The organism is Streptomyces sp. NPDC000075, from assembly GCF_040301925.1.
GTDB classification, from domain to species: domain Bacteria; phylum Actinomycetota; class Actinomycetes; order Streptomycetales; family Streptomycetaceae; genus Streptomyces; species Streptomyces polychromogenes.
The window spans coordinates 78233-105021 of record NZ_JBEPFL010000016.1 but is presented as its reverse complement, the minus strand read 5'-3'; the positions used below and the strand labels follow the sequence as shown (position 1 = coordinate 105021).

The 26789-nt window shown below is 73.3% G+C and carries 24 protein-coding genes and 2 pseudogenes; 5 read left to right on the top strand and 21 right to left on the bottom strand.

Annotated elements, in window-relative coordinates:
- Window positions 1-39 precede the first annotated feature (39 nt).
- The 15 genes from ABT403_RS20100 to ABT403_RS20030 all read right to left on the bottom strand — a co-directional run bounded on the left by ABT403_RS20100 (window position 40) and on the right by ABT403_RS20030 (window position 17220).
- The gene (locus ABT403_RS20100; RefSeq protein WP_344166581.1) at window positions 40-1452 is read right to left on the bottom strand and encodes an aspartate aminotransferase family protein; all 1413 of its coding nucleotides are present in this window, start codon (window positions 1450-1452) and stop codon (window positions 40-42) included.
- Window positions 1449-2480 (bottom strand): adenosyl-hopene transferase HpnH, encoded by a 1032-nt coding sequence (gene hpnH / locus ABT403_RS20095; RefSeq protein WP_344166579.1) that lies wholly within the window; start codon window positions 2478-2480, stop codon window positions 1449-1451. Before hpnH ends, ABT403_RS20100 begins: the two co-directional genes overlap by 4 nt.
- A 6-nt stretch (window positions 2481-2486) precedes the next feature.
- Window positions 2487-3122, bottom strand: coding sequence for a phosphorylase family protein (locus tag ABT403_RS20090; protein WP_344166577.1), 636 nt, complete (start codon window positions 3120-3122; stop codon window positions 2487-2489).
- Window positions 3122-5170 (bottom strand): squalene--hopene cyclase, encoded by a 2049-nt coding sequence (gene shc, locus ABT403_RS20085; RefSeq protein WP_344166575.1) that lies wholly within the window; start codon window positions 5168-5170, stop codon window positions 3122-3124. The genes ABT403_RS20090 and shc overlap by 1 nt, the downstream gene beginning before the upstream one ends.
- Window positions 5171-5285: 115 nt before the next feature.
- Entirely contained in the window at window positions 5286-6386 is a 1101-nt protein-coding gene (locus ABT403_RS20080; RefSeq protein WP_425580298.1) for a polyprenyl synthetase family protein, read from the bottom strand.
- Between the two features lie 53 nt (window positions 6387-6439).
- On the bottom strand, window positions 6440-7819 hold the full coding sequence (gene hpnE / locus ABT403_RS20075; protein WP_344166571.1) for a hydroxysqualene dehydroxylase HpnE: 1380 nt from the start codon (window positions 7817-7819) through the stop codon (window positions 6440-6442).
- A gap of 184 nt (window positions 7820-8003) precedes the next feature.
- Complete coding sequence (gene hpnD / locus ABT403_RS20070; protein WP_344166569.1) at window positions 8004-8954, bottom strand: presqualene diphosphate synthase HpnD; 951 nt, start codon at window positions 8952-8954, stop codon at window positions 8004-8006.
- A complete protein-coding gene (hpnC, locus tag ABT403_RS20065; protein ID WP_344166567.1) occupies window positions 8951-9889 on the bottom strand; it encodes a squalene synthase HpnC in 939 nt (312 codons plus the stop codon). Before hpnC ends, hpnD begins: the two co-directional genes overlap by 4 nt.
- 306 nt (window positions 9890-10195) lie before the next feature.
- A complete protein-coding gene (locus ABT403_RS20060; protein WP_344166565.1) occupies window positions 10196-10978 on the bottom strand; it encodes an ABC transporter ATP-binding protein in 783 nt (260 codons plus the stop codon).
- Window positions 10971-11906, bottom strand: coding sequence for an ABC transporter permease (locus ABT403_RS20055; RefSeq protein ID WP_344166563.1), 936 nt, complete (start codon window positions 11904-11906; stop codon window positions 10971-10973). Before ABT403_RS20055 ends, ABT403_RS20060 begins: the two co-directional genes overlap by 8 nt.
- Window positions 11907-12002: 96 nt before the next feature.
- Window positions 12003-12848 carry a glycosyltransferase family 2 protein gene (locus ABT403_RS20050; RefSeq protein WP_425580307.1) on the bottom strand — a complete coding sequence of 282 codons (846 nt, stop codon included), beginning with the start codon at window positions 12846-12848 and terminating at the stop codon, window positions 12003-12005.
- A gap of 35 nt (window positions 12849-12883) precedes the next feature.
- Window positions 12884-13663, bottom strand: a complete 780-nt coding sequence (locus ABT403_RS20045; protein ID WP_344166559.1) for a CDP-alcohol phosphatidyltransferase family protein — start codon at window positions 13661-13663, stop codon at window positions 12884-12886.
- Complete coding sequence (locus ABT403_RS20040; RefSeq protein ID WP_344166557.1) at window positions 13641-14702, bottom strand: iron-containing alcohol dehydrogenase family protein; 1062 nt, start codon at window positions 14700-14702, stop codon at window positions 13641-13643. Before ABT403_RS20040 ends, ABT403_RS20045 begins: the two co-directional genes overlap by 23 nt.
- Window positions 14690-15442, bottom strand: coding sequence for a phosphocholine cytidylyltransferase family protein (locus ABT403_RS20035; protein ID WP_344166555.1), 753 nt, complete (start codon window positions 15440-15442; stop codon window positions 14690-14692). The genes ABT403_RS20040 and ABT403_RS20035 overlap by 13 nt, the downstream gene beginning before the upstream one ends.
- Window positions 15439-17220, bottom strand: coding sequence for a DUF5941 domain-containing protein (locus ABT403_RS20030; RefSeq protein ID WP_344166778.1), 1782 nt, complete (start codon window positions 17218-17220; stop codon window positions 15439-15441). Before ABT403_RS20030 ends, ABT403_RS20035 begins: the two co-directional genes overlap by 4 nt.
- Window positions 17221-17660: 440 nt before the next feature.
- On the opposite strand from ABT403_RS20030, the pseudogene ABT403_RS20025 reads away from it, so the two are divergent.
- A pseudogene (locus ABT403_RS20025) lies at window positions 17661-18173 on the top strand (GNAT family N-acetyltransferase); the annotation flags it as partial.
- Window positions 18174-18304: 131 nt separating this feature from the next.
- Window positions 18305-18907, top strand: coding sequence for an isopentenyl-diphosphate Delta-isomerase (gene idi, locus ABT403_RS20020; protein WP_344166553.1), 603 nt, complete (start codon window positions 18305-18307; stop codon window positions 18905-18907).
- Window positions 18908-18939: 32 nt separating this feature from the next.
- On the opposite strand, the gene ABT403_RS20015 is transcribed toward idi, so the two are convergent.
- Both ABT403_RS20015 and ABT403_RS20010 read right to left on the bottom strand, forming a co-directional pair.
- Window positions 18940-19434, bottom strand: a complete 495-nt coding sequence (locus tag ABT403_RS20015; RefSeq protein ID WP_425580306.1) for an ATP-binding protein — start codon at window positions 19432-19434, stop codon at window positions 18940-18942.
- A gap of 130 nt (window positions 19435-19564) precedes the next feature.
- On the bottom strand, window positions 19565-20215 hold the full coding sequence (locus tag ABT403_RS20010) for an HdeD family acid-resistance protein (protein ID WP_344166549.1): 651 nt from the start codon (window positions 20213-20215) through the stop codon (window positions 19565-19567).
- Between the two features lie 80 nt (window positions 20216-20295).
- Between ABT403_RS20010 and ABT403_RS20005 the strand changes: the two genes are divergently transcribed.
- Window positions 20296-21075, top strand: a complete 780-nt coding sequence (locus ABT403_RS20005; protein WP_344166547.1) for an enoyl-CoA hydratase/isomerase family protein — start codon at window positions 20296-20298, stop codon at window positions 21073-21075.
- On the opposite strand, the gene ABT403_RS20000 is transcribed toward ABT403_RS20005, so the two are convergent.
- Both ABT403_RS20000 and ABT403_RS19995 read right to left on the bottom strand, forming a co-directional pair.
- Entirely contained in the window at window positions 21044-21688 is a 645-nt protein-coding gene (locus ABT403_RS20000; protein ID WP_344166545.1) for a DJ-1/PfpI family protein, read from the bottom strand. The two genes, ABT403_RS20005 and ABT403_RS20000, sit on opposite strands and share 32 nt — an antisense overlap.
- Before the next feature lie 92 nt (window positions 21689-21780).
- A pseudogene (locus tag ABT403_RS19995) lies at window positions 21781-22604 on the bottom strand (GlxA family transcriptional regulator).
- 35 nt (window positions 22605-22639) lie between these two features.
- Between ABT403_RS19995 and ABT403_RS19990 the strand changes: the two are divergent.
- On the top strand, window positions 22640-23983 hold the full coding sequence (locus tag ABT403_RS19990) for an SLC13 family permease (RefSeq protein ID WP_425580305.1): 1344 nt from the start codon (window positions 22640-22642) through the stop codon (window positions 23981-23983).
- 31 nt (window positions 23984-24014) lie between these two features.
- Complete coding sequence (locus ABT403_RS19985) at window positions 24015-25652, top strand: ABC-F family ATP-binding cassette domain-containing protein (protein WP_344166542.1); 1638 nt, start codon at window positions 24015-24017, stop codon at window positions 25650-25652.
- A gap of 6 nt (window positions 25653-25658) precedes the next feature.
- Here the strand turns inward: ABT403_RS19985 and ABT403_RS19980 are convergent, their stop codons facing one another.
- On the bottom strand, window positions 25659-25892 hold the full coding sequence (locus ABT403_RS19980) for a hypothetical protein (RefSeq protein ID WP_344166540.1): 234 nt from the start codon (window positions 25890-25892) through the stop codon (window positions 25659-25661).
- An 82-nt stretch (window positions 25893-25974) separates the two neighbouring features.
- Window positions 25975-26757, bottom strand: coding sequence for an SDR family NAD(P)-dependent oxidoreductase (locus ABT403_RS19975; RefSeq protein WP_344166538.1), 783 nt, complete (start codon window positions 26755-26757; stop codon window positions 25975-25977).
- Between the last annotated feature and the right edge of the window lie 32 nt (window positions 26758-26789).

The following is a 26789-nucleotide window of genomic DNA, read 5'->3' as shown; positions in this document are numbered from 1 at the left end:
GCCCCGGCGAACCGGGGCCCCGTACGCCGACCCCACCGCCTAGCGGTTGCCGACCGCCTGCTTCACCAGGGTCCGGCCGAAGTCCCACATCAGTGAGCCCCCGCCGTGCGCCTCGTCCATGACCTCGCGGAAGGCGGCCACGAACCGGTCCACGTCCGCCTCGTCCACGATCAGCGGCGGGATCAGCTTGATGACCTCCAGGTGGTCCCCCGAGACCTGGGTGAGGATCCGGTGCCGGTTGAGCAGCGGCACCACGACCATCTGCGCGAACAGCCCCTTGCGGGCCGCCTGGAGCATCGCCCAGCGGCCGCGCAGGCCCAGCGAGGACGGCCGGCCGAACTCGATGCCGATCATCAGCCCGCGGCCCCGCACCTCGTGCAGCATCTCGTACTCGTCCACCAGGGCGGCCAGCCGCCCGCGCAGCAGGTCGCCCATGGCACGGGCGTTGGCCACCACCTCCTCGTCCTCCATGACGTGGAGGACCGCCAGCCCGGCGGCCATCGCCTGCGCGTTGGAGCCGAAGCTCGCGGAGTGCACCAGCACCCGGTCCATGGACGAGTACACCTTCTGGAAGATCCAGTCCTTGCCCAGGGTCGCCCCGACGGGCACGTAGCCGCCGGAGAGGGCCTTGGCCACGCAGACCAGGTCCGGCTCCACGCCCGGTTCGTTCTGGTACGCGTAGAAGTCCCCGGTACGGCCCAGTCCGGTCTGCACCTCGTCGGCGATCAGGAGCGCCTTGTGCCGGTGCAGGAGCTCCTGGGCGGCGCGCAGGAACCCGGGCGGGGCCGCGTGCACCCCCTTGCCCTGGATCGGCTCGACGACGAAGGCGGCCACGTCGCCCCGGCGCAGCTCGCGCTCCAGGGCCGCCAGGTCCCCGAGCGCGATCTTCGTGTCGGGCAGCAGCGGGGCGAAGCCGTCGCGGAAGCCGCCCTCCCCGTTGACCGACAGGGAGCCGGTGGTGAGCCCGTGGAAGGCGTGGTCGCAGTAGAGGATCCTGGGCCGGCCGGTGGCGTAGCGGGCGAACTTCAGGGCGGTCTCGACCGCCTCGGTGCCGCTGTTGCCGAAGAAGACGCGGTCCAGGTGGGGGCTGTGGGAGAGCAGCTTCTCGGCCAGCAGGCCGGGCAGCGGCTGGCAGTCGAAGCGGGTCAGGTCGGCGAGGTCCGCGTCCAGGACGTCGTGCAGGGCCCGGCGGACCACGGGGTGGTGGCGGCCCAGGCCCATCACCCCGAAGCCGGCGAGCATGTCGAGGTAGTCGTTGCCCTCGGCGTCCCAGAAGTGGGCGCCCTCGGCGCGTACGTAGACCTTGTCGAAGCCGATGGTGCGCAGCATGCGGGGCAGCTGGTGGTTGAGGTGGCGGGCGTGCAGCTCGTAGCGTTCGCCGCCGCGCTCGGCCAGCAGGGCGGCGAGGTCGAACCCGCCGCCCCGGCCGGCCGCCGCCCGCGGCTCCGTCATGACGACGCGTCCCGGTTCCCGGCGACCGTCTCGCGGGCGGCGCGCAGGGACTCCTTGAGGGAGCCCATGGTGGCGAGGACGGCGGTGGGCTCGTACCCGCAGTGCGCCATGCAGTTCGCGCAGCGCGGGTCCTTTCCGCGGCCGTACTTGCTCCAGTCGGTGTCGTTCACCAGTTCCCGGTAGGTGGGGACGTATCCGTCGCTCATCAGATAGCAGGGGCGCTGCCAGCCGAAGAGGGAGTAATTCGGAATGGCCCAGGCGGTGCAGGGGAAATCCGCTTTCCCTTCCAGGAAGTCCAGGAAGAGCGGGGAGTGGTTGAGCCGCCAGCGGCGGCGGTTGCCGCCCGCGAAGGCCTTCTTGAACAGTTCCCGGGTCTGTTCGACGCCGAGGAAGTGCTCCTGGTCGGGGGCCTTTTCGTAGGCGTAGGCGGGCGAGATCATCATCTCGTCGACCTGGAGGTCGTCATTGAGGTAGTTCAGCACCTCGATGACGGTCTGGGGGGTGTCGGTGTTGAAGAACGTGGAGTTGGTGGTCACCCGGAATCCGCGCCGCTTGGCCTCCTTGATGGCGGCCACGGCCTCGTCGAAGACCCCTTCCTTGGCCACGGACTCGTCGTGGCGTTCGCGCAGTCCGTCGATGTGCACGGCGAAGGCGAAGTAGGGGGACGGGGTGAACTTCTCGATCTTCTTGCGGAGCAGCAGGGCGTTGGTGCAGAGGAAGACGTACTTCCGGCGGGCCACCAGCTGGCGCACGATCTCGTGGATCTGGGGGTGCATCAGGGGCTCGCCGCCCGCGATGGACACCATCGGCGCGCCGGACTCCAGGACCGCGCCGACCGCCTGGGCGACGGGCATGCGCTGCTTGAGCACCCCCGCCGGGTGCTGGATCTTCCCGCACCCCTCGCAGGCCAGGTTGCACGCGTAGAGCGGTTCCAGCTCGACGATCAGCGGGAACTTCTCGCGCTTGCGGAGCTTCTGTTCGAGAAGATACGTCCCGACCCTGATGGACTGTCGCAACGGCATGGCCATCTGGATTCACCTCCTGGAAAGCGGCAACGAACGGTGCCAGTCGTAGAACGCGGGCAGTACGGCACGCAGTACACGGAAGGCAGATATTCCACCGCGCACCGTGCCGATGCGGACGAGCTCGTGCTCCGGAGCGTCCACGATCACCCGGACGGCCGCAACGGGGCGGCCCGCCCCGGAGGCGGTCCACAGGGTGGCCGCGGACTCCATGTCGACCGCGATGGCGCCGCCGGCGCGCAGCCGGTCGCGCTCCTGGCCGCGGACGACGTGGTCGGATCCGGTCAGTGCGCCGGTGTGCACGGTCCGGCCGGGGACGGCGCGGGACAGTGCCTCGGCGAGCAGGGCGGTGGCGGTGCAGGCGACCGCGCCCCGCGGGTCGCGGGTCTCCTCGGCGACGACCAGGTCTCCGGGGTTCATCCCGGGAACCAGGCCGGCGCAGAATCCGGTGGCGAGGACGGCGGCCCGCTCCATCCCGGGCCGCTCCAGGGCCCGGGCCACGGCCCGGTCGGCGGCGCGCGGGCCCATGCCGGTGCGCAGCACGGCGCTGCCGCCCGGGGCGCGGCCCCCGCCGAGGGCCGCCCGTTCGATGCGCAGGGCGCAGGCGATCAGCAGCGGCACGGCGGACGGGTCCGCCCGGGCGGACATCAGGCCCCCTCGGCCGGGACGGCGGCCGCGGCCTCGACGGTCCCCCGGGCGGCGGGGCCGAAGGGGTCCCCGTACAGGTAGCGGCCCAGGGCGGTGAGCGGGAACACCTGCCGGTAGAGGTGGTAGTTGATGGAGAAGTCCCAGGGGAAGCCGGTCCCGGTGAAGTAGGGCTCGTCCCAGGTCCCGTCGGCGCGCTGGGTCTCCACCAGGTGGGCGAGCCCGCGCCGGACGGCCTCCCCCTCCCGCTCCCCCGCCGCGAGCAGGGCCATCAGGGCCCACGCGGTCTGGGAGGGGGTGGAGGCTCCCTTCCCGGCCCAGGCCCGGTCGCGGTAGGAGCGCTGGTCCTCGCCCCAGCCGCCGTCCTCGTTCTGTACGGACTCCAGCCAGCCGACGGCCCGCCGGACGGCGGGGTGGCCGGGGGCGATCCCGGCGGCGGTGAGGGCGGGCACCACCGAGCCCGTCCCGTACACGTAGTTGGTGCCCCAGCGGCCGAACCAGCTGCCGTCCGCCTCCTGTTCGGCGAGCAGCCAGGCGATGCCGCGCCGGGTGCGCGGGTCGGCGGCCCTGCCCTCGACGGCGAGCATCTCGACCACGTGGGCGGTGACGTCGGCCGAGGGCGGGTCGATGACCTCCCCGAAGTCGCAGAAGGGCAGCCGGTTGGGCAAGGGGCTGGTGTTGTCGGCGTCGAAGGCGGCCCAGCCGCCGTCCTTCGACTGCATGCCGAGGGTCCAGGAGGTGCCGCGGGCGATGGCGGCCTCGACCTTCCCCGGCTCGGGGTGGCGGATGCGGCGCAGGGCGAGGACGACCTCGGCGGTGTCGTCGATGTCGGGGTAGGTGTCGTTGTGGAACTCGAACGCCCAGCCGCCGGGGGCGAGTCCGGGGCGGCGCACGGCCCAGTCCCCGGTGCGCCGGATCTCCTCGCCGAGCATCCAGTCGGCGGCCTTGACCAGGGCCGGGTGGTCGGGGCGGACGCCCGCGTCGGCGAGGGCGATGGCGGCGAGGCAGGTGTCCCAGACCGGGGACTGACAGGCCTCGACCATGCGGGCGCCGTCCTCGCGCCAGACGGCGAAGCGGTCGAGGGATTCCAGTCCGGCCCGCATCACCGGGTGCCCGAGGTCGTAGCCGAGCAGGTGCAGGGCGATGACGGAGTACACGGCGGGGGGCTGGATCCCGCCCCAGCAGCCGTCGTTCTCCTGGCGTTCGATGATCCAGCGGCCCGCCGCGGCCATGGCCGCCTTGCGCAGCCGGCGCGGGGCGACGCGCCGGTAGAGGTGCAGGGCCTTGTCCATCCGCTGGAAGGCCCCGTCCCAACTGGCCGCGGGGGCCTGGGGTCTGGCCGGGTTGGGGTTCCGTGCGTCGGTGTGCAGCTCGTCGAGGGCGAAGGGGGCCGGGCGGACGGGCCGCAGCGCGGAGACCACGGTGAGCGGGACGATCGTCTGGCGGGCCCAGCAGCCGAAGTCGTAGATGTTCAGCGGCACCCAGGACGGCAGGAAGATCAGCTCGGGCGGGAGTTCGGGCAGGTCGTCCCAGCTCCACCAGCCGAAGAGGGCCAGCCAGATCCGGGTGAAGACCCGGGCCGAGGCGATCCCGCCGCGCTCGCGGATCCAGGCCGAGGCGCGGGCCATGTGCGGGGCGTCGGCCGGGTCCCCGGCCAGCCGCAGGGCCACGTACGCCTCGACGGTGGCGGAGAGTTCGGGCGGGCCGCCGTGGAAGGTGGCCCAGGTGCCGTCCGGCCGCTGCTCGCCGCGGATGAAGAGCGCGGCGGCCCGGGTGGTCTCCTCGTCGCGGATGCCGAGGAACTGGCGCAGCAGCAGGTCCTCGGCGTCCATGGTGACGTTGGTCTGGAGGTCGCCCTTCCACCAGCCGTCCGGGTCCTGGCGGTCCAGCAGTTCCCGGGCGGCCCGGTCGGCGGCCTCCCGGACCGCCTTCAGCAGGCCGGTGTCCTCGCCGGACGGGCCTGCGGCCACGGCGGCCGGGGCCGCCGCGGCGTCGTGTCGCGGATCCGCGCCGCCGGTGATCGCACCGCCGCCGTCGGTCGTCGCTGTCATGGCTTCCCCTTCGTACAGTGCTTCGGCTGTGCCCGGGTCTGCCGTCGGCCGGGGGTTCCCTCAGGAGGGGTCCCCGGCCGCCGACTCGCGATTCATATCCACAATCCGGCGAAGATCACCTCTTGCGCACGACGACGAAGTCGGCGAGGGCGACGAGCTGCTCCCGCACCCGCTGCGGCATGTCCACGTCGTCGAGCGCCCGTACGGCGATCGCGTGCTGCCGGCGCGCCTCGTCGGCGGTCCACTGGCGGCCGCCGGCGGCCTCGATGAGGGAGGCGCGGTGGGCGAACTCCTCCTCGGAGAAGTTCTCGAAGTCGTTGCTCTTGGCGTCGGCCGCGAGCAGCCTGGCGAGCTCCTCACATGCGGGTCCGCCCGCGGCGAGGGCCGCGACGACGGGCAGGGACTTCTTGCGCTGGCGCAGGTCGCTCCAGGTCTGCTTGCCGGTGGACTCGGGGTCGCCCCAGATGCCGAGGAGGTCGTCGACGGCCTGGAAGGCGAGGCCGAGGTGGTAGCCGTACTCCTCCAGCTTGTCGGCGGTGCGGTCGTCCGCGCCGCCGAGGACGGCGCCGATGGAGACGGCGCACGCGAGCAGGGCTCCGGTCTTGTTCCCCTCCATCTCCAGGCATTCCTGAACGCTGACGCGCTCGCGGTGCTCGTAGGAGATGTCCTGGGCCTGGCCGTCGATGAGCTTGCGGCTGGCGGTGGTCAGCCGGCGGGTGGCGCGGCCGGCCTCGACGGTGCCGAGCTCCAGCAGGACCTCGTTGGCGAGGGCGAAGAGGGCGTCGCCGACGAGGATGGCGAGCGCGGGGCCGTGGACCTTCCACACCGTGTCGCGGTGGCGGCGCTGCTCGTCGCCGTCCATCAGGTCGTCGTGCAGCAGGGAGAAGTTGTGGACGAGTTCGACGGCGACGGCGCCGGGGATGCCGACCTCGGCGGCGGCTCCGGCGGCCTCGGCGGAGAGCAGGGCGAGGGCGGGGCGGACGGCCTTGCCGCCGTCGCCGTCCGCCGGGTTGCCCTCGGCGTCGATCCAGCCGAAGTGGTAGGCGGCGACGGTGTCCATGGGCGCCGCCAGCCGGTCCACGGCCGCGCGGAGCACGGGGGTCGACAGCGTGCGTCCGCGTTCGAGGAGGGCGAGGGTGTCGGCCTTCTCGACGCCCCCTCCTGCCGTGCCCGCGCCGGCATCCGTGTTCTCGACAGCCGGGTTCCCCGGGTTCACTGGCTCTCCTCTGGTTCCTGTACGTGCTGTGCTGGTGGTGCTCGTGGTGGTCGTCATACCGCCTCCTGCAGAGGATGTTCCCGGGGGCGGCCGAGAGCGGCGAGCGCGGCGTGTGCCGCGCCGAGGCCGCTGCGGACGGCGCTCTCCATGGTCGCGGGCCAGCCGGTGGCGGTCCACGCACCGGCGAGATAGAGCCCCGGCGTGTCGGTCCGGGGGCCCGGGCGCAGCCGGCCGACGCCGGGGCCGGGGGCGAAGGTGGCGGTGCGCTCGCGGGTGACGAAGAAGTCCCGTACCTTCGCGCCCCGGGCGGCGGGCAGCAGCCGTTCCAGTTCGGGCAGGTACTTGGCGCGCAGGACGGAGACGGGCTCGTCGATGTCGTCGTGGGCGACGGACTGGGACAGGGCCAGGTACTGGCCGCCGTCGGTGAGCCCGGAGGAGTCGGTGCGGTCGAAGACCCACTGGACGGGGGTGCCGAGGGCGGCGAAGAAGGGCTGCCGGAGCACCTTGCGGTCGTAGACGACGTGGACGTTGAGGATGGGGGCGGTGCCGATGTCGAGGAGCTTGTCGGGGTCGGCGAGCGCGCCGGCGGGCAGCAGGCCGTGGGCCTCGCGCTGCGGGACGGCGAGGACGACGACGGCGGCGTCGAGGGACTCGCCGTCGGTGTCGACCCGCCAGTCCCCTTCGGCGGTGCGGGAGATCCCGGTGACGCGGGTGCGCAGCTCCGTGCGGACGCCGGCGGAGTCGAGGGCCTTGCGGGCGAGGGTGTCGTGGAGCTCGCCGAGCGGGACGCGGGCCCAGCCGATGTCGGCGGCGCCGTTCTCGGAGAGCAGGCCGGTCTTGAAGACCATGGCGGCCAGGCCCAGGGAGGACTGCTCGGCGGTGGCGTTGAGGGTGGCGATGCCGACGAGGTCCCAGAGCGCCTCGACGGTGCGCGGGCTCTGGCCGTAGCGGGCGAGCCAGGTGGCGAAGTCGAGGCCGTCGAGCGCGGGGTCGGCGGGGTCGAGGCGGCGCAGGGCGAGGGCGGCACGGCCGACGGAGGCCCGCTCGGCGAGGGAGAGGTGCGGGTAGCGGGCCAGGGAGGCGGCGAGGTGCAGCGGGACGGGCAGGGCGCTGCGGCGCAGCCGGCCGAGGCGGGGTCCGGCGGGGTGGGCGACGTCGAGGACGGGGACGTCGAGCCGGTCCTGGAGCGGGGCGAGGGCGGCGCCGTCGACGCGGTCGAGGAACCAGCGGTAGGCGGTGCAGCAGCGCAGGTAGACGTGCTGGCCGTTGTCGACGGTCAGGTCACCGCGCTTGAAGGAGAAGGCGAGGCCGCCGAGGCGGGGGCGTCCTTCGAGGAGGGTGACCCGCAGTCCGGCGTCGGCGAGTTCGAGGGCGGCGGTGACTCCGGCGAGCCCGCCGCCGACGACGACGGCGTGCTGGTCGCTGCCGCTCATGAGGCCTCCGGGGTGGTGGTGCGGCGGCCCTGCGGGCCGGGGTGTGCTGCGGCGGGGGCGAGGCCCGCCCGTACGGACGCGCTCACGCGCCGCGGGGTTGCCCCGAGGCCCGGGGCGCTCCCCGCCGGGGCAAGTCGGGGGGTGCCGGTTCGGGTGGGGGCCGGTGGGGTTGTCGTCGGGGGCATCAGGCGCGCCTCCGGGCGCTCTGGCGGGAGACGGTGCGGGCGTCGAGGCCGGAGAGGCCGCGGACGGCCACGTACGCCTTCTCGTGGGTCGGCAGCGAGACGCGGCCGCGCAGGACGGCCATGGGTTCGCGTTCGATGCGGTCCAGCAGGCGCCGGTAGATGCCGGCCATGGCGGCCACGCAGGCACCGCTGCGCCGGTCGAGCATCGGCAGCAGCCGGTAGCCCTCGGTGAACAGGGCGCGGGCGCGGCGCACTTCGTGGTGGACGAGGCCCGGGAAGTCGGAGCCTGCGGGGGCGCGGCCGCCCTGGAAGCCCTCGGCGCAGCCGAACTTGGCGAGGTCCTCGGCGGGCAGGTAGGTGCGCCCGTTCCCGGCGTCCTCGCGGACGTCGCGCAGGATGTTGGTGAGCTGGAGGGCCAGGCCCAGCGTGTCGGCGTACTCCTCGGCGTGCTCGCCGGGGCCGACGGTGCCGAACACGCCGAGCGAGAGCCGGCCGATGGCGCCGGCGACGCAGCGGCAGTAGGTCTTGAGGTCGTCCCAGGTCTCGTACTCCTGGCCGCGGACGTCCATCAGGACCCCGTCGATGAGCTCGTCGAGGCCGCCGAGCGGGATGGGGAAGCGGCGTGCGGCGTGCGCGAGGGCGACGGCGACCGGGTCGGTGTCGTCCTCGTCGATCTCCTCGGCCCGGATCCGGCCGAGCAGGGCGCGGGTCTCCTCCAGGCGGGCCAGTTTGGCCCCGGGGTCGAGGGTGCCGTCGCCGATGTCGTCGACGCGGCGGGAGAAGGCGTACAGCGCGGACATCGCCTGCCGCTTGTCGGTGGGCAGCAGCCGGATGCCGTACGCGAAGTTGCGCGCCTGGGTTCCGGTCACGGCCTCGCAGTAGCTGTAGGCGGCGAGGACCGGGGCGGACGGAGCGGACGCGTGGTGGAGGCCCTCCACGGTGGGGCTCACCCCTTTCTCGGCGCGGTGCGCAGGACGGCGGCCACCTCGCGCAGGAGGAGGCCGCGGGTGGGCTTGGGCGGGCCGGGCAGGACGTCGAAGCCGGCGGCCGTAACGGCCCGCAGGGCGGCGCGCCCGCCTCCCACGAACCCCGCGAGCAGCAGCCGCAGCCTGCCGTGGACGCTGCCCACGAGCGGGGTGCCCTCGTCCAGCAGCCCGCGGGCGCGTTCCGTCTCGAAGGCGATCAGGGCGCGTACGGAGGCTCCGGCGGAGCGGGCCCCGAGGTCGGCCTCGGTGACGCGGAAGCGCCGCATGTCCTCGGCGGGGAGGTAGATCCGGTCGCGGCCGAGGTCTTCGGCGACGTCCTGGAGGTGTTCGGCGATCTGCAGGGCGGTGCAGATCGCGTCGGAGCGGCGGATCCGCTCGGGGGTGGCGGTGCCGGTGAGCTCCAGCACGAGGCGGCCGACGGTGTTGGCGGAGAGCTCGCAGTAGGCGAGGAGTTCCCCGTACGTGGCGTAGCGCGCGACCCGCTGGTCCAGGCGGTTGGCCTCGATGAGCCCGAGGAAGTGCTCGGGGCTGAGGCGGTGCTCGCGGGCCACCGGCTGGAGGGCGAGCAGGAGGGGGTGGCGCGGGGGGCCGTCGGCGGCGCCGAAGACGCGCAGGAGGTCGGCCTCCAGGGCGTCGAGCATGGCGGGGCGGTCGTCGGCGGCGGCCGGGTCGAGGCCGAGGAGGACGGCGTCGCGGCCGCCCGGGGCGAGGTCGCCGTCGCCGATGTCGTCGACGAGGCGGGCGTACCCGTAGACGGCCATGAGGCCCTGGCGCCAGGCGCGGGGCAGGAAGGCGGGGGCGACGGGGAAGTTCTCCGAGGAGGCCTTGGCGAGGGTGGCGCCGGCGGCTGCGCCGGGGGCCGGGGCCGACGGGGGGCGGAGGCCGTGCCCGGGGGTCACCGCCCGCCGCCCGGGGCCGGGACGGCCGCTGTGCCTGGGGGCCGCAGAATTCCCGTAGCCATTGCCGTCACGTCTCCCGTTCTACACTGCCGACCCAAGTCATCCCATTTCGGACACGCCGCGGAGTTTACCGGGGAGTATCCCGGGCGAACCGGCTGCGGGGAATCGTCCCCTCTTGGCGCGATTGAGAACTGGTCCAGCTTACGCTGTACAACACCGCGGGGGCCTATCGGGTGGCCCCCGTGCCCGGAATGTCGGCGGCCCCCGCCGCGGGGAGCGGCAGGGGCCTGGCGGGGCGTGGACGGCTCAGTGGCTGCTGGCCTTCTCGTACGCCGCGACGACCTCTTCGGTGGGCCCGTCCATGAGGAGCTCGCCCTTCTCCAGCCACAGCACCCGGCTGCAGGTGTCGCGGATCGAGTTGTTGTTGTGGCTCACCAGGAAGACCGTGCCGGCCTTCTCCCGCAGCTCGCGGATGCGCGCCTCGGAGCGGACCTGGAACTTGCGGTCACCGGTGGCCAGCGCCTCGTCGATCATCAGGACGTCGTGGTCCTTGGCGGCGGCGATGGAGAACCGCAGGCGGGCGGCCATACCGGAGGAGTAGGTGCGCATCGGCAGGGAGATGAAGTCGCCCTTCTCGTTGATCCCCGAGAAGTCGACGATGTCCTGGTAGCGCTCCTTGATCTGCTCGCGGCTCATCCCCATCGCGAGACCGCCGAGGACGACGTTGCGCTCGCCCGTGAGGTCGTTCATCAGGGCGGCGTTGACGCCGAGCAGCGAGGGCTGGCCGTCGGTGTAGACCTTGCCGGACTCGCAGGGCAGCAGCCCCGCGATGGCGCGCAGCAGGGTGGACTTGCCGGAGCCGTTGGAGCCGATGAGGCCGATGGCCTCGCCGCGGTAGGCGGTGAAGGAGACGCCGCGCACCGCGTGGACCCGGCGGACACCGGGTGCGTCGCGGTTGCCCCGGCGCATGATCTTGCTGAGGGCGGCGGTGGCGCTGCCCTTGCCGGAGCTGCCGGTGTTGACGCGGTAGACGATGTGCACGTCGTCGGCGATGACGGTGGGGACCTTGCCCCGGTTGTTCTCAGCCACGGCCGTAACGCTCCTCAGCCTTCCAGAAGTACACGAAACCGCCGAGGCCGATCACGACGGCCCAGCCGACGGCGAAGGCCCAGACGTGCGGCGGCAGGTTGTGCCGGCCGTAGTCGTCGATGAGCGCGTACCGGATCAGGTCCATGTAGATGGCCGCCGGGTTCCACTGGAGCACGTCGGTGACCCACCCGGGCACGTGCCGGTCCTTGAGCGCCCCGCTGATCGAGAACATGACGCCCGAGGCGTACATCCAGGTGCGGGTGATGAACGGCATCAGCTGCGCGAGGTCGGGGGTCTTGGAACCCATCCGCCCGAAGATCAGCGCGAGACCGGTGTTGAAGACGAACTGGAGCGCCAGCGTCGGGACGACCAGCAGCCAGGACAGCCTCGGGTAGTTGCCGAAGGAGACCGTGACGATCAGCACGACGATCATCGAGTACAGCAGCTGCTGGAGCTGCTGCATCGAGAAGGAGATCGGCAGGGAGGCGCGCGGGAAGTGCAGGGCGCGGACCAGGCCCAGGTTGCCGGGGATGGCCCGGACGCCCGCCATCAGCGAGCTCTGGGTGAAGGTGAAGACGAAGATGCCGGTCACCAGGAAGGGGATGTAGACCCCCTTCTCCATGCCGCGGCCCGCGTTCATGATCAGGCCGAAGATCAGGTAGTAGACCAGCGCGTTGAGCAGCGGGGTCGCCACCTGCCAGATCTGCCCGAGCTTCGCCTCGCTGTACTGGGCGACCAGCTTGGCCCGGGAGAACGCCATGATGAAGTGGCGCCGGTCCCAGAGCTGGCGCACGTATCCGCCCAGGCTGGGCCGCGCGCCGCTGACGGACAGGCCGTACTTGGCGGCGAGCTGCGCCGGGGTCAGCCCCGCGTCGTCGGACGGCGGCTTGCTCGTGGCGAGGGCGCCGTCGGGGGTTGTGTCACTCACAAGTTGAAACTTTCCGTCTTCCAGATGCGCAGGTGGGGCATCGGGCCTGGAGCGCCGGACCCGTGGTCGGGGCCCATGGTCCCAGACGCGAGCTTCTCAGATGACAGGCGGTCGGCCCAGTCGCGTCAGCCGCCAGACCGTACGCCACCGCATGGGGCGACGGGGACCGCAGGGGGTGGTCAGACCCTCCTTGAACCCGCCGAACCAGGCCTTGAGCGCGGCCGCCGAGGGCCTGCGCACCAGCGTCAGCGCCAGCCAGACCCCCAGGTAGACCGGGACCAGCGGGGCGGGCAGGTTCCGGCGGGCGAGCCACACCCGGTTACGCGCCACCATACGGTGATAGACCGCGTGGCGGGAGGGGGCGGTCGTCGGGTGCAGCAGCACCATGTCCGCGCGGTAGTCGATCAGCCACCCCGCGTCGAGGGCGCGCCAGGCCAGGTCGGTCTCCTCGTGGGCGTAGAAGAACTCGGCCGGCAGGGCGCCGACCTGCTCGAACACCTTCGTGCGGACGGCGTTGGCACCGCCCAGGAAGGTGGTCACGCGGGAGGAGCGCATCGGGTCGGACGCGCGCAGCCGGGGAACGTGACGGCGCTGGGTGGCGCCGGTGTCCGGGTCGGCGATCCGGAAGCTGATGATCCCGAGCTCCGGGTCCTCCGTGAAGGCCTGCCGGCACAGCTCGGCGGTGTCGGTGCGCTCCAGCAGCCCGTCGTCGTCGAGGAAGAGCAGGACGTCCACGTCGCGGCCGCCGGGGCCGAAGGCCTCGATGCCGACGTTGCGGCCGCCGGGGATGCCCAGGTTCTCCGGGAGGTGCACGGTCCTCACGCCCTCGGGCAGGCCCGTGACCTCGACGCCCTGGCCGACGACGACGGTCTCGACGGGGTCGCCGTCCTGCCGGGCCACCGAGTCCAGGAGCGCCTTCAGCTCGTCGGGGCGGTTGCCCATGGTGATGATCACCGCACCGACGCGCAGCGGGGCGCTCACCGCAGCCTGCTCGACACGAGGATGGACACCAGGTGCAGCACCGTCTGGAGCAGCGCGATGCCGGCCAGGACGGCGACGCCGAGGCGGGAGAAGAACAGGTCGCCGCGGACCTGGTCGAGGACCGCCAGCACCAGGATCAGGAGCGAGGCCTCGATCCCGAGGACCAGGCGGTGGAACTTCAGCGCGGCGGCGGCCCGGCGGGCCAGGGCCATGCCGGAGGAGCGCGGCTCGGCGGCGGACTCCTGGACCACGGGCTTGCCCGCCTGGTGGCGGGCGACGCCGACCAGGTCGGTCTCGGCCTTGATCAGGATGGCGCCGAGCGCCGCGAGGGTGCCGAGGAAGGCCCACAGCCAGTCGACCCGGCCGCCGCCCCACAGGTCGGCGGCGCGCAGCCCGAAGCCCACGAGGACCGCCGCGTCGCACAGGTAGGCGCCGACGCGGTCCAGGTAGACGCCGGAGAGCGAGAACTGCTTCTTCCAGCGGGCGACCTCGCCGTCGACGCAGTCGAGCAGCAGGTAGCCCTGGACGGCGAGCACCCCGAGGACGGCGCCCCAGATGCCCGGCACCAGCAGGGCCGGCGCGGCCAGGACGCCGCTCAGGGTCATCACGTAGGTCAGCTGGTTGGGCGTGACCTTGGTCGTGACCAGGAGGCGGGTGACGCGCAGGGAGATCTCGCGCATGTAGAGGCGGCCGCCCCAGTGCTCGCCACTGCGCCGGTCCTTGACGCCCGCCGGGTGAACGACGGGGCGCAGTTCAGCTACGGATGGTCTGGGCATAGTCGGCGTAAGCGTCCCTGATCTCGGCTGCGGACAGGTTGAGGTGCTCCAGGATGGTGAACCGTCCCGGGCGGGTCTGGGGGGCGTACTCCACGGCCGCGACGAACTCGTCGGCGCTGAAGCCGATCTCCTCGGGCAGCACGGGCAGGCCGTGGCGGCGCAGCACCTCGACGAAGAGCCCGGACTGCTCGCGGGCGCCGCGCAGGTGCATGGCGAAGGCGGCGCCGATGCCGACCTGCTCGCCGTGGAGCGCGGAGCGTCCGGGGTGGAGCAGGTCGAAGGCGTGGCTGATCTCGTGGCAGGCGCCGGACGAGGGGCGGCTGTCGCCGCTGATCGACATGGCGATGCCGGAGAGCACGAGGGCCTCGGAGAGCACGGTGAGGAACTCGTCGTCGCCGCAGCCGCCGGGGTGGCGCAGCACGGACTCGCCCGCCGTGCGGGCCATGGCGGCGGCCAGGCCGTCCACGGCCTCGCCGGTGATCCGGTGCGAGAGCTCCCAGTCGGCGATGGCCGAGATGTTGGAGATCACGTCGCCGATGCCGGCGCGGACGAAGCGCGTGGGCGCCTCGCGGATCACGTCGAGGTCGATGACCATGGCGATCGGCGTGGGCACCCCGTAGGAGCCCCGGCCGTTGTCGTTGTCCAGGATGGACACCGGGGAGCAGATGCCGTCGTGGGAGAGGTTGGTGGCGATGGCCACCATGGGCAGCCCGACCCGCGCCGCGGCGTACTTCGCCACGTCGATGATCTTGCCGCCGCCCAGACCCACGACCGCGTCGTAGCGGCGGCCCTTTATGTCGTCGGCGAGCTTGACCGCCGAGTCGATGGTGCCGTCGACGACCGGGTACCAGTCGGCGTGCGGCAGGGCCTGCTCCAAACGGGCGCGCAGCGCCTGCCCGGAGCCCCCGCTGATCGCGATCGCGAGCCGGCCGGACGCGGAGATCCGCTGGTCGGCGAGGATGCCGTCCAGCTTGTCCATCGCCCCGCGGCTGATGTCGACGACGACCGGCGAGGGGATCAGCCGCGTCAGTACTGGCATGCGATCGTCCGGCCCTTGGCGAGGTCGTCGTGGTTGTCGATCTCGACCCACTTCACGTCGCCGATGGGGGCCACGTCGATGGTGAAGCCGTCGTTGACGAGCTGCTGGTAGCCGTCCTCGTAGTAGAGGTCGGGGTCGCGCTCGAAGGTGGTCTTCAGGGCCTCGGCCAGCTGCTCGGCGGCCTCGGGCTCGATGAGGGTGACGCCGATGTACTCGCCGGTCGCGTCGGACGGCTCCATCAGCTTGGTGATCTTCCGCACGCCCTCGGCGCCGTCGACCACGACCTTCATCTCCTCGTCGGCCAGGTTCTTGACCGTGTCGAGGGCAAGGATGATCTTCTGGCCGTCGCCGCGGGCGGCGAGGAGGGTCTTCTCGACGGAGACCGGGTGGACGGTGTCGCCGTTGGCGAGGATCACGCCCTGCTTCAGGACCTCACGCGCGCACCACAGGGAGTAGGCGTTGTTCCACTCCTCGGCCTTGTCGTTGTCGATCAGCGTGATCTTGACCCCGTACTTGGCCTCCAGGGCCTCGCGCCGCTCGTACACGGCCTCCTTGCGGTAGCCGACGACGATGGCGACCTCGGTCAGGCCGACCTCGGCGAAGTTGCCCAGGGTCAGGTCGAGGACGGTGAGGCTGTCCTCCTGCCCCTCGGGGCCGACGGGCACGAGCGCCTTGGGCAGGGTGTCGGTGTAGGGACGCAGACGGCGTCCGGCACCGGCAGCGAGGACAAGGCCGATCATGCGGGTTCTCCTTCGTCGTGTACGGCGGGTGCTCCGGCGGAGACCCAGAAGCGGATGCTCTCCACGAGCACCACCAGGGCCACGAACACGGCCAGGGCCGTGAGCGCGACGGGGAACGCCTCACGGGCGACGACTGCGGCCAGGGCCGCGGTCAGCAGGACCCTGCCCTCGTGACCGCCCGTCGTCCGCACCAGCCAGCGCGGCGGGGCGCCCGAGCCACCGCGGATGCGGTAGACGGTGTCGTAGTGATGGTAGGCGACCGCCGCGACCAGTCCGAATGCGGCCGGGAGGGCCCCGGGGACGTCCGCCTTGACGGCGAGGACGAGCACCGTGGTGTATTCGGCGGCCCGGAACAGCGGGGGCAGCAGCCAGTCCAGCGGGCCGCGCGGCGGGGTGCCCACGGCGTCACCGCTGAGCAGGACGTACAGCAGGGCGGCGAAGACGACGACCAGGCTGCCGTAGGGCTCGTAGCAGGCGGCGCCGACCATCACGGCCGCACCCAGCACGGCGAACGGCAGCCGCAGGGTGCGCAGCGGGTGGGAGGCGACCAGCCCGGCGAGCGGGCCCGAGTCGGCGAGGTCGGCCAGGGCCTGTGCGGCCCGGTCGGTCCGCTCGGCCTTGCGCGTCACCGACCGCAGGACGCGGCCGGCGGTGGTGTACAGCGCGCCGAAGGCGCAGCCGATCAGCAGGGCGTAGAAGACGATCCGGGGAGTGGTGGCGGCGGTCAGGACCGCGATCATCGCCCAGCGCTCGCCGATCGGCAGGATGATCATCCGCCGGACCCAGACGGTCCAGCCGACGCTGTCGAGGCGGGTGGAGAGGGCGGCCGTGGGGCTGCCGGTGACGGACTTGCCCACGGCGGTGGCATCGAGGTTGGCCTCGTTGAAGGAGAAGTCCACCACGTGCCGGCAGGTCATCAGGATCATCGAGCCGAGCGCCAGCGCCCAGACGTCGTCGCCGCCCCGGGCCGCGCCCAGCGCGAGCCCGGCGTAGAAGGAGTACTCCTTGGCCCGGTCGAAGGTGGCGTCCAGCCAGGCGCCCAGCGTCGAGTACTGGAGCGAGTAGCGGGCGAGCTGCCCGTCCGTGCAGTCCAGCACGAAGGAGACGAGCAGCAGCACGCCGGCGGTGACGTATCCCCAGCGCTCGCCGGTCGCGGCGCAGCCCGCCGCGATCAGCGCGGTGAGCAGGGAGGCCGTGGTGACCTGGTTGGGGGTCAGGCCCCGGCGCGCGCACCAGCGGGCGATGTAGCGCGAGTAGGGGCTGATGAAGAAGGTGGTGAAGAACCCGTCGCGGGACTTCACGGCGGTGCGCAGCCGGACGGCCTCGTCGTCCACGGCGGCGACGGCGGCCAGCGCCTCCGCGCGATCCGCCTCGCCGGAGGGCACGGCGGCGACCAGGGTGCCGAGCTCGGGCCGCCGCACGACGGTCCCGGCGGCCTCGACGGCGGCGGCGAGCCGGTCCGCGTACGGGCCCTCGCCGTCCGGGGGGAGCTGCGCGGCCTTCTCCAGGGCCGCGCGGGCCCCGGCCTGGACGGCGAAGGCGCCGGTCACGGCGCAGGCGTCGAAGCGCGGGTCGGTCAGCGCGAGGCGCAGCGCGTGCGCGTGCCCGACGAAGCCGCTGTCGACGACGGCCACCCGCTCCCCGGCCGGCACAGCGGCCAGGGCGGCGGCGGTGTCTTCGGGAGCGGGGACCGGGCGGACCTCGAACCCGAGCGAACGGAGCTCGTCTTCAAGCGGTGATCCGGGGACCGGCAGGCCGGTGAGGATGACGGTCGACAGACGAACTCACTCCTTGCAACGAACGTTCCGGGCGGCCGCCTCGTGGGCGGCGGCAGAAAGCGCGGCGGCACGGGGGCTGCGGCTGTCGGCAGAGGCTATCGGATGAATGGAAGACGGCTTTCATCAGCCGTTCGGCCCCCATCCGTCCGGTTTGAGGGTGGATGTTAGGGTGGACGCCGGATCGGAACATGGAAGAGGTGGATTGATGACCGTCGCAGCCGTCGCCGCCATGTGCGGCGAACTCCGGTACATCTCCCCGTCTTCCCGGGCGTCCGGCCGGGTCTGAATCCCCTTCCCGCACCACAGCGGCAGACCCCGTCGGCCGGAGCCCCCGTTCAAGGGTTCACGTTGACCGACATCATCAGCACCACCGATCATCACGGCTCCGGCACCACCACCCGGCTTTCCGGAGGGTCCCGGTGAGCGCCGGGGACGGGGCTCCGGGCAAGGGCCGCTGGCGGACGCGTCCCGAGACGGCCGCCGACGTCGCGGCCGTGCGGGCCGTCAACCTGGCGGCCTTCGACACCCCGCTGGAGGCTGATCTCGTCGACGCGCTGCGCGCCGACGGATCCTGGCTTTCGGGGCTCTCCTACGTGGCCGAGGGCCCGGACGGGAAGGTGGCGGCACACGCCCTGCTGACCCGGTGCGAGGTGGACGGCGTACCGGCGCTCGCGCTCGCGCCGGTGGCGACCGATCCCGCGCTCCAGCGTTCGGGTGCGGGCAGCGCCGTCGTACGGGCGCTCCTCGCGGCCGCCGCGCGGCGCGGGGAGGCGTTGGTGCTGGTCCTGGGGCATCCGTCGTACTACCCGCGCTTCGGTTTCGTCCCGGCGTCGCGCTACGGGATCCGGCCGCCCTTCGAGGTGCCGGACGAGGCGATGATGGCGCTGGTACTGGACGATTCCGTTCCGGTGCCGGCGGGCACGATCGGGTATCCGGCCCCGTTCGGGATCTGACGCGCTGACACCTCGTCCGCCCTCCGCCGTTTATCACGCGGCGGGGGGCGGACATGCGCGGATGGCCGAAGTGGGGACAAGCCTCTTTTGTACGGCAGACTGAAGACCGAAGTCCGAAGCGAAGGATGGGTATGCCGACCACATCAGCCACTGACGCCGACAACAGCGCGTCCGCCGGCACCGGCGCTCAAGAACCGATCATGCTCGAACTGGTCGACGAGTCCGGAAACACCATCGGCACGGCGGAGAAGCTCTCCGCCCATCAGGCCCCCGGCCTGCTGCACCGGGCGTTCTCCGTGTTCCTCTTCGACGAGCGGGGCCGGCTGCTGCTCCAGCAGCGCGCCCTCGGGAAGTACCACTCCCCCGGCGTCTGGTCGAACACCTGCTGCGGTCACCCCTACCCCGGCGAGTCCCCGTTCGCCGCGGCGGCCCGGCGCACCCACGAGGAGCTGGGCCTGTCGCCCTCGCTGCTCGCGCAGGCGGGAACGGTGCGCTACAACCACCCGGACCCCGCGTCGGGCCTGGTGGAGCAGGAGTACAACCACCTGTTCGTGGGACTGGCCCAGACGTCGCCGGACCCGGATCCGGAGGAAGTCGGGGACACCGCCTTCGTCACGGCCGAGGAGCTGGCGAAGCGGCACGCGGAGGTGCCGTTCTCGGCCTGGTTCATGACGGTGCTCGACGCGGCGCGTCCCGCGATCCGCGAACTGACCGGCGACGCGGCCGGCTGGTAGCCGCTACGCCGTTCGGGTGCGGGACGCGGGGGTCAGAGCGGGCGGGCCGGGGCCTGGAGGGGCAGGGCGGCCCAGATCACCTTGCCGCCGGTGGAGGTGTGCTCGACGTCGCACACCCCGCCGGCCTCCAGGGTGATCTCGCGGACCAGCAGCAGGCCCCGGCCGCCGGTCTGGCCGAAGTCGGCCTCCAGCGCCTTGGGCCGGTACGGGTGGTCGTCCTCGACGGCCACCCGTACCCACTCCCGTCCCACCGCCACCTCGACGGCCACCTCCGGGGAGAGCAGGGCGGCGTGCCGGACGGAGTTCGTCACCAGCTCGGAGACGATCAGCAGCAGGGAGTACACGAGGTCCTGCGTGGCCGGCACCCCCTGGCGGCCGAGCAGGTCGCGGACCGCGCGGCGGGCCTGCGGAACGGATTCTTCTACCGCCGGCGCGGTGAAGCGCCACACCCCCTCGTACGTGAGGGGGTCGGCCGGAGCCGCCGTCTCACCTCCCCTGGCCTGCGGGATGCTCCCGCTGTCGTCCATCTTCCGGCCCCCGTCTTCACGCTCGATCGTCTCCACGCGTCAAGAGTGGCGAGCAGCCTGGTCCGGACCGCGTCACTGACCAGAAGTCAGCAGCAATCGGACACAATCTGACCACCGGCGTATGACGGAGTCAGTTGTTGGACTGTTCCTGATCCCGCACGCTCCGCTTGGCAGCGTCTGCCTCGTCTTCCCCTGCGGCCGCCCCCGCGTCGTCCTTGACCAGGCCGAGGATCCGCCGGGCCCCCATGCCCACCGCCACCAGGCTCAGCCCGTCGAACAGCAGGGCGAGGGAGAAGAAGGTCCCGATCACGTACAGGCTGCTGCCGGGCCACTCCGCGAGGATCAGCACGCCCAGCAGGATGCCGAAGGCGCCCTGGACGAGCGCGAGCCCGAAGTTGGACCCGCGCACCACCAGGGAGCCCGCGAGGCGGAACACCCCGCCGGTGAGGAAGAGCAGCGCCGCGAACATGGTCAGCGCCTCGGCGCTCGCCTCGGGGCGGCGCAGGATCACGAAACCGGCGGCGAGGTTGACCGCGGCGACGATCACGGCCAGCCAGAAGTAGTTGCTCCTGCGGGACTGCACGGCTTGCACGAGCCCCACCACACCGCCGAGCAGCAGCAGCCAGCCGAAGAGGAACATCGAGGTCAGGGTGGCCACCCCGGCATAGACCAGGCCCACCAGCCCGGCCAGCACGAGGATCACCCCGAGCAACGCCAGCAGCCCGAAGCTGCGGTTGAGCCTGCGCTTGTCCTGCTGCTGCTCGCTGCGGTCGGCGCCCATGGGCGTGCCACCTCCTCGCACCCCCCTGGGACGGAGTCCCCTTGATCATAGGATCGTCGCCCCGGGATAGCATCCGGCGCATGGACGCAGCCATGGACACGGCGGGGGAAGCGACCCTGCGCACCTCCGTCGCCGGCGGGATCGCCACGGTCACCGTCTCCCACCCCGCCAAGCGCAATGCCATGACGGCCGCGATGTGGCGGGCCCTCCCGGAGCTGCTCCCGCCCCTGGCCGCCGACCCGGCCGTCCGGGTGCTGGTCCTGACCGGGGCCGGCGCCACCTTCTGCGCGGGCGCCGACATCTCCTCCCTCACCGGGGACGAGGACCCGCAGGCCCTGGCGGTGGCGGCGGAGGAGGCCCTGGCCGCGTTCCCGAAGCCGACGGTGGCGGCGATCCGCGGCTTCTGCGTGGGCGGCGGCAGCCAGCTGGCGGCGGCGTGCGACCTGCGGTTCGCGGAGGAGGGGGCCCGGTTCGGGGTGACCCCGGCCAAGCTGGGCGTCGTCTACCCGGCCTCCTCCACCCGGCGGCTGGCCTCGCTGGTCGGCCCGGCCTGGACCAAGTACCTGCTGTTCTCGGCGGAGCTGATCGGGGCGGAGACCGCCCTGCGGGCCGGGTTCCTGAACGAGCTGCTGCCGGCGGGCGGACTGGACGAGCGGGTGGCGGAGTTCACCCGGATCCTGGCCACCCGGTCACGGCTGACGCAGGCGGCGGCGAAGGAGTTCGCGGACGGGCGCACCGACCGGGACGCGTACTGGAGCGGGCAGGCCGCCGCGAGCGGCGACACCGCCGAGGGTGTCGCCGCCTTCCTGGAACGCCGGGAGCCGGAGTTCAGCTGGCGTCCCGCTCCGTCAGGGGATTGACTGCACGCAGCCGGGCGACGATCTCGGCCGGGGCCTTGGCCGGGGAACCGGCGTCGTAGGGCGGCTGGGGGTCGTACTCGCACATCAGCTGCACGGTCTGCGCGTACTGGTCCCCCGCGATCCGCCCGAGCAGCCCGAGCCCCATGTCCAGCCCGGAGGAGACCCCGGCGGCGGTGACGTACTTCCCGTCGAAGACGACGCGCTCCCCCGTGGGCTCGGCACCGAAGGGGGCCAGGTGGTCGAGGTAGAGCCAGTGGCTGGTCGCCCGGCGCCCGTCGAGGAGACCGGCGGCGGCCAGGAGCAGTGAGCCGGTGCAGACGGACGTGGTCCAGGTGGTGGTGGCGTCGACGGCGCGCAGCCAGTCGAGGACCGCGGGGTTCTTCATCTCGATCTCGGGGTGCGGGCCGCCGGGGACGATGACGATGTCCGGGCGGGTCACCTCGTCAAGCCCCTTCCCGGCGACGAGGACGGCCGCGCCGTTGTCGGTGCGCACCGGCCCGGGCCGCTCCGCGACGAAGACGGTCTCGGCACCGTCGAGCCGGCTGAGGGTCTCGTAGGGGCCGATGGCGTCGAGGGCGGTGAAACGGTCGTAGAGCAGGACGGCGATCTGCATGTCTCCTCCGGAGGGGTTGTCGTGACGGTGGGCAGGGGTTTCCCGGGGGCGGAAGGGCGGGCGGGGAAGCGGCTCCGCGCAGCGGCGGCCCGTCACGGCGGAGCTCCGAAGCGGCGGCGGTATTCGGCCGGGGACTGCCCCAGGGTCCGGACGAAGGTCCGGCGCAGCGCCTCCGGCGTGCCGTACCCGCACGCGCGGGAGATCCCCGCCACCCCCTCCCCCGACTGCTCCAGCAGCCGCCGCGCGTGTTCCACCCGCACCCGCTCGACGTACCGCCCCGGCGTGACCCCCGTCTCCGCCTGGAAGGCCCGCGCGAAGTGCCGGGGCGACAGCGCGGCACGGGCCGCGAGGGCCTCCACGCTCAGGTCGCCGCCCGGGTGCTCGGTGATCCTTCCCCTGCCTTCCGGCGGGGAGACCCCAAGCTGCACGCCCCGGCCGAGGTGGCCACGGGGCCGTCCCGGACGTAGATGGGGTCCGGTTCCACCGCCACCCTCGGGTAGTCCCGTGCCATCCGCTCGCACACCGACCAGTGCGTCGTCGCCCGCCGCCCGTCCAGCAGCCCGGCCTCCGCGAGCAGCAGGCCGCCCGTGCAGACGGACACCAGGCGGCCCGCCCGAGCCCCGTGCGCACGCAGCCAGTCGGTGATCCTCGGCTCGAAGTCCCCCGTGAACCGGCCGCCGGGCACCAGCAGGGTGGTGTCCGGGCCGGGGCGGGCGTCCTCCAGGGCCCCGTCCGGGAGCAGGGTCAGCCCGCTGCCGGTCCGGACCGGACGGCCCCCGGGGGAGACCGTCCGGGCCGCGTACCCGCCGTCGTCCGGGCGGCAGCGCCGGGCTCCGTCGAACACCTCGACGGGGCCCGTCACGTCCAGGCTCTGGACCCCGTCGTAGAGGACGACCAGCACGTTTCGCAGCGGCATGCCTCCATGGTGTGACGCCGTCGGCGATGGCCGCAATGACGGGCATCCCACCTATCCGGCCATCGGGGCCGTGCGATCCTTGGCCGGTCCCCGTCAGCCCCGCCCGGAGTGCCGTCCTGAACACCGTCCTCGCCGAGTCCCTGTCGTGCGCCCTGCTGCTCCTCGTCCTGGCCTTCGCCGTGCTGCGCCCACGCGGGCTGCCCGAGGCGGCGGCCGCCGTGCCGGCGGCCGGGCTGCTCATCGCGCTCGGGGTGGTGTCGCCGGCCGACGCGTGGGAGCAGCTGCGCGGGCTGCTGCCCGTGGTGGGGTTCCTGGCCGTGATCCTGGCCCTGGCCCAGCTGTGCGCCGACGAGGGGCTGTTCCGGGCCGCGGGATCCGCCGTGGCCCGGCGCGCGGCCGGGCGCGGGGCGGCGGGGCTGCTGGGCGGGGTGTTCCTGGTTGCCTCGGCGGTGACGGCCGTACTGAGCCTGGACGCCACGGTGGTGCTGCTGACCCCGGTGGTGCTGGCGACGGCCGCCCGGCTGGGCGCCCGGCCGCGCCCGCACGTGTTCGCCACCGCGCATCTGGCGAACTCGGCCTCGCTGCTGCTGCCCGTCTCCAACCTGACGAACCTGCTGGCCTTCACGGCGAGCGGGCTGACCTTCACCCGGTTCGCGGCGCTGATGGCCCTGCCCTGGGCGGTCGCGATCGGGGTGGAGTACGCGGTCTTCCGCCGGTTCTTCCGGGCCGACCTGGCTGCGGAGCCCGAGCACGTCCCCGGGGCGGCCGAGCCCGCCCCGCTCCCCCGGTTCGCCCTGGCGGTGCTGCTGCTGACCCTGGGGGGCTTCGCCGTGGCCTCCTTCGCGGGGGCGAGCCCGGCCTGGGCCGCGCTGGCCGGGGCGGTGGCGCTGGGCATACGGGCGCTGTGGCGCCGGGAGACCACCGTGCGGCGGCTGGCGGCCTCCACCGCGCCGGCGTTCTGCCTGTTCGTCCTCGCCCTGGGGGTCGTCGTACGGGCCGTGGTGGACCACGGCCTCGGCGACGGGCTGGAGTGGCTGCTGCCCGACGGGGACGCGCTGCCCGCGCTGCTGGCCGTGGCCGGGACGGCCGCCGTGCTCTCCAACCTGATCAACAACCTCCCCGCCGTCCTCGCCCTGCTCCCGCTGGCGGCCCCGGGCGGGCCGGGCGTGGTCCTGGCCGTGCTGATCGGGGTGAACATCGGCCCCAACCTCACGTACGCGGGCTCGCTGGCCACCCTGCTGTGGCGGCGGATGCTGCACGCGCACGGCGAGGACGTACGGCTCGGGGACTTCACCCGCCTCGGGCTGCTCACCACCCCCGCCGCGCTCGCGGCGGCGGTCGCGGCCCTGTGGGCCGGGCTGCGCCTGACCGGCGGGTAGGCGGGCGGCGCGCCGATAGGATCGGGGCATCATGACTGCAACCCTCGTCGCCAAGAACCTCACCGCCGCGCACGGCGAGCGCACGCTCTTCGCCGGCCTCGACCTCGTCGTCGCACCCGGCGACGTCATCGGCCTCGTCGGCGTCAACGGCGCCGGGAAGTCGACCCTGCTGCGGCTGCTCGCCGGGCTGGACACCCCCGAGACCGGTGAGCTGCGCCTCTCCCCGCCCGGAGCGGCCGTCGGTCACCTGCCGCAGGAGCCCGAGCGGCGGGAGGGCGAGACGGTGCGCGAGTTCCTCGCCCGCCGTACGGGCGTCGCGGCCGCGCAGGCCGCCCTGGACGAGGCCACGCAGGGGCTGGTGGACGGCACCCCGGGCGCCGACGACGCGTACGCGGAGACCCTCGACCGCTGGCTGAACCTCGGCGGCGCCGACCTGGACGAACGGGCCCAGGAGACGGCGGACGAGCTGGGCCTGGCGGTGAGCCTGGACCTGCCGATGACGGCCCTGTCCGGCGGCCAGGCCGCCCGCGCCGGCCTCGCCTCCCTCCTGCTCTCCCGCTACGACGTCTTCCTCCTCGACGAGCCCACCAACGACCTGGACCTCGCCGGTCTGGAGCGGCTGGAGCGGTTCGTGACGGGGCTGCGCGCGGGCACGGTCGTCATCAGCCACGACCGCGAGTTCCTGACGCGCACCGTCACCAAGGTCCTCGAACTCGACCTGGCCCAGCAGCAGATCAACCTCTACGGCGGCGGCTACGAGTCCTACCTGGAGGAGCGCGCGCGGGCCCGCGGCCACGCCCGCGAGGAGTTCGAGGAGTACGCGGACAAGAAGGCAGCCCTGGAGGGCCGCGCCCAGATGCAGCGCAACTGGATGGACAAGGGCGTGCGCAACGCCCGCCGCAAGTCCTCCGACAACGACAAGATCGGCCGGGCCCTGCGCGGCGAGTCCAGCGAGAAGCAGGCCGCCAAGGCCCGCCAGACGCAGCGGGCGATCGAGCGGCTGGAGGTCGTCGAGGAGCCCCGCAAGGAGTGGGAGCTGCGCATGGAGATCGCGGCGGCGCCGCGCTCCGGCTCGGTGGTCGCCACCCTGCGCGAGGCGGCGGTCAAGCGCGGGGACTTCGCCTTCGGCCCGGCCACCCTCCAGATCGACTGGGCGGACCGGGTGGCGATCACCGGGGCCAACGGCGCCGGCAAGTCCACCCTCCTCGCGGTCCTGCTGGGCCGGCTGGTCCCGGACGCGGGCGCCGCCACGCTCGGCTCGGGCGTGCTGGTCGGCGAGGTCGACCAGGCGCGCGGGCTGTTCCTCGGCGACGAGTCGCTGCTGGAAGCCTTCTGCGCGGCCGTCCCGGACACCGAGCCGGCGGAGGTCCGCACGCTGCTGGCCAAGTTCGGCCTGAAGGCGGCGCACGTCCTGCGCCCGGCGGCGACCCTCTCCCCGGGCGAGCGCACCCGGGCGGCCCTGGCACTGCTCCAGGGGCGCGGGGTGAACCTCCTCGTCCTGGACGAGCCGACCAACCACCTGGACCTGCCGGCGATCGAACAGCTGGAGTCGGCACTGGAGGCCTACGAGGGCACCCTGCTCCTGGTCACCCACGACCGCCGGATGCTGGACGCGGTCCACGTGACCCGCCGCCTGGAGGTCGCGGACGGCAAGGTCACCGAGCTCTGACCGGCCCTACAGCTCGTCCGGGCCCTTGCCGCCGCCTCGGTGCTTGCGCGGCTCGTCCGGCTCCGGGACCCCGGGGTGGTCGAGGCGGCTGGCCTCGTCCGTGTCCTCGCGCCGGACGGGGCCGGGCTCCGGCCGGGGCGGCTTGCGGGAGGCGTCCCCTCCCGCGTGCGGCCCGCGCCGCCGCCGTGCGTCGTCGTCTTCGTGGAGCGGAACACCTCCGGCGCCGCCTTGCTCGTCCATGACAGGTCCTCCTCCCGCCCCCGCACAGCCGCCCCCTCGCCCGGCGGCTGCCCGGAAGCGGGCCCGGCAAACGCGCCCGCGCTCAGTCCGCCCGGCCGGCCGGGGCCCTGCGCTTGCGGGCCATCCGGCCCGCCACGAAGGCGCGCGGGAGGTGGCGCACCGCGAGGGCGTACGCCTGGTACCCCCGGCCCGTGATGCTGACCGGGCGGCGCAGGGCGAGGTCGCGCAGGGCCTTGGCCACCACGGCCTCGGGCTCCAGCCACAAGCCCTCGCGCAGGGCGCTGACGTCCATCCCGGCGCGTTCCTGGAACTCGGTGCGGGTGAAGCCGGGCAGCACCGCCAGCACCCGGACCCCGTACGGGGCCATGTCGACCCGCAGGGACTCGCTGAAGGCGGTGAGCCAGGCCTTCGCCGCCCCGTACGTCCCGGTCGGCAGCAGGCCCGCGACCGAGGAGACGTTGAGCACCGCGCCCCGGCGGCGCTCCCTGAGCCCCGGCAGCAGGGCGTGGGTGAGCCGGAGCGGGACCTTCACGAGGAGGTCGAGCATCCGCTCCTCGTCCTCGACGGGGCTGTACGGGTAGGGCGCGGGCAGGCCGAACCCGGCGTTGTTGACGAGGACGTCCACGGGCCGGGCGGTGTCGGCGAGGCGTTCCTCGACGGCCGTGCGGCCGGCCGGGTCGAGGAGGTCGGCGGGCAGGACCTCGCAGACCGTCCCGAAGTCCCTGCCGAGTGCGGCGGCCACGGCCTCCAGGCGGGCCTTGTCCCGGGCGACGAGGACCAGGGCGCAGCCCTTGGCCGCGAAGCCGCGGGCGAAGGCGGCGCCCAGGCCGGCGCTGGCGCCGGTGATCAGAACGGTGGTGGTCAAGAAGGGTTCACTTCCTCGGTGTCGCGGTCGGT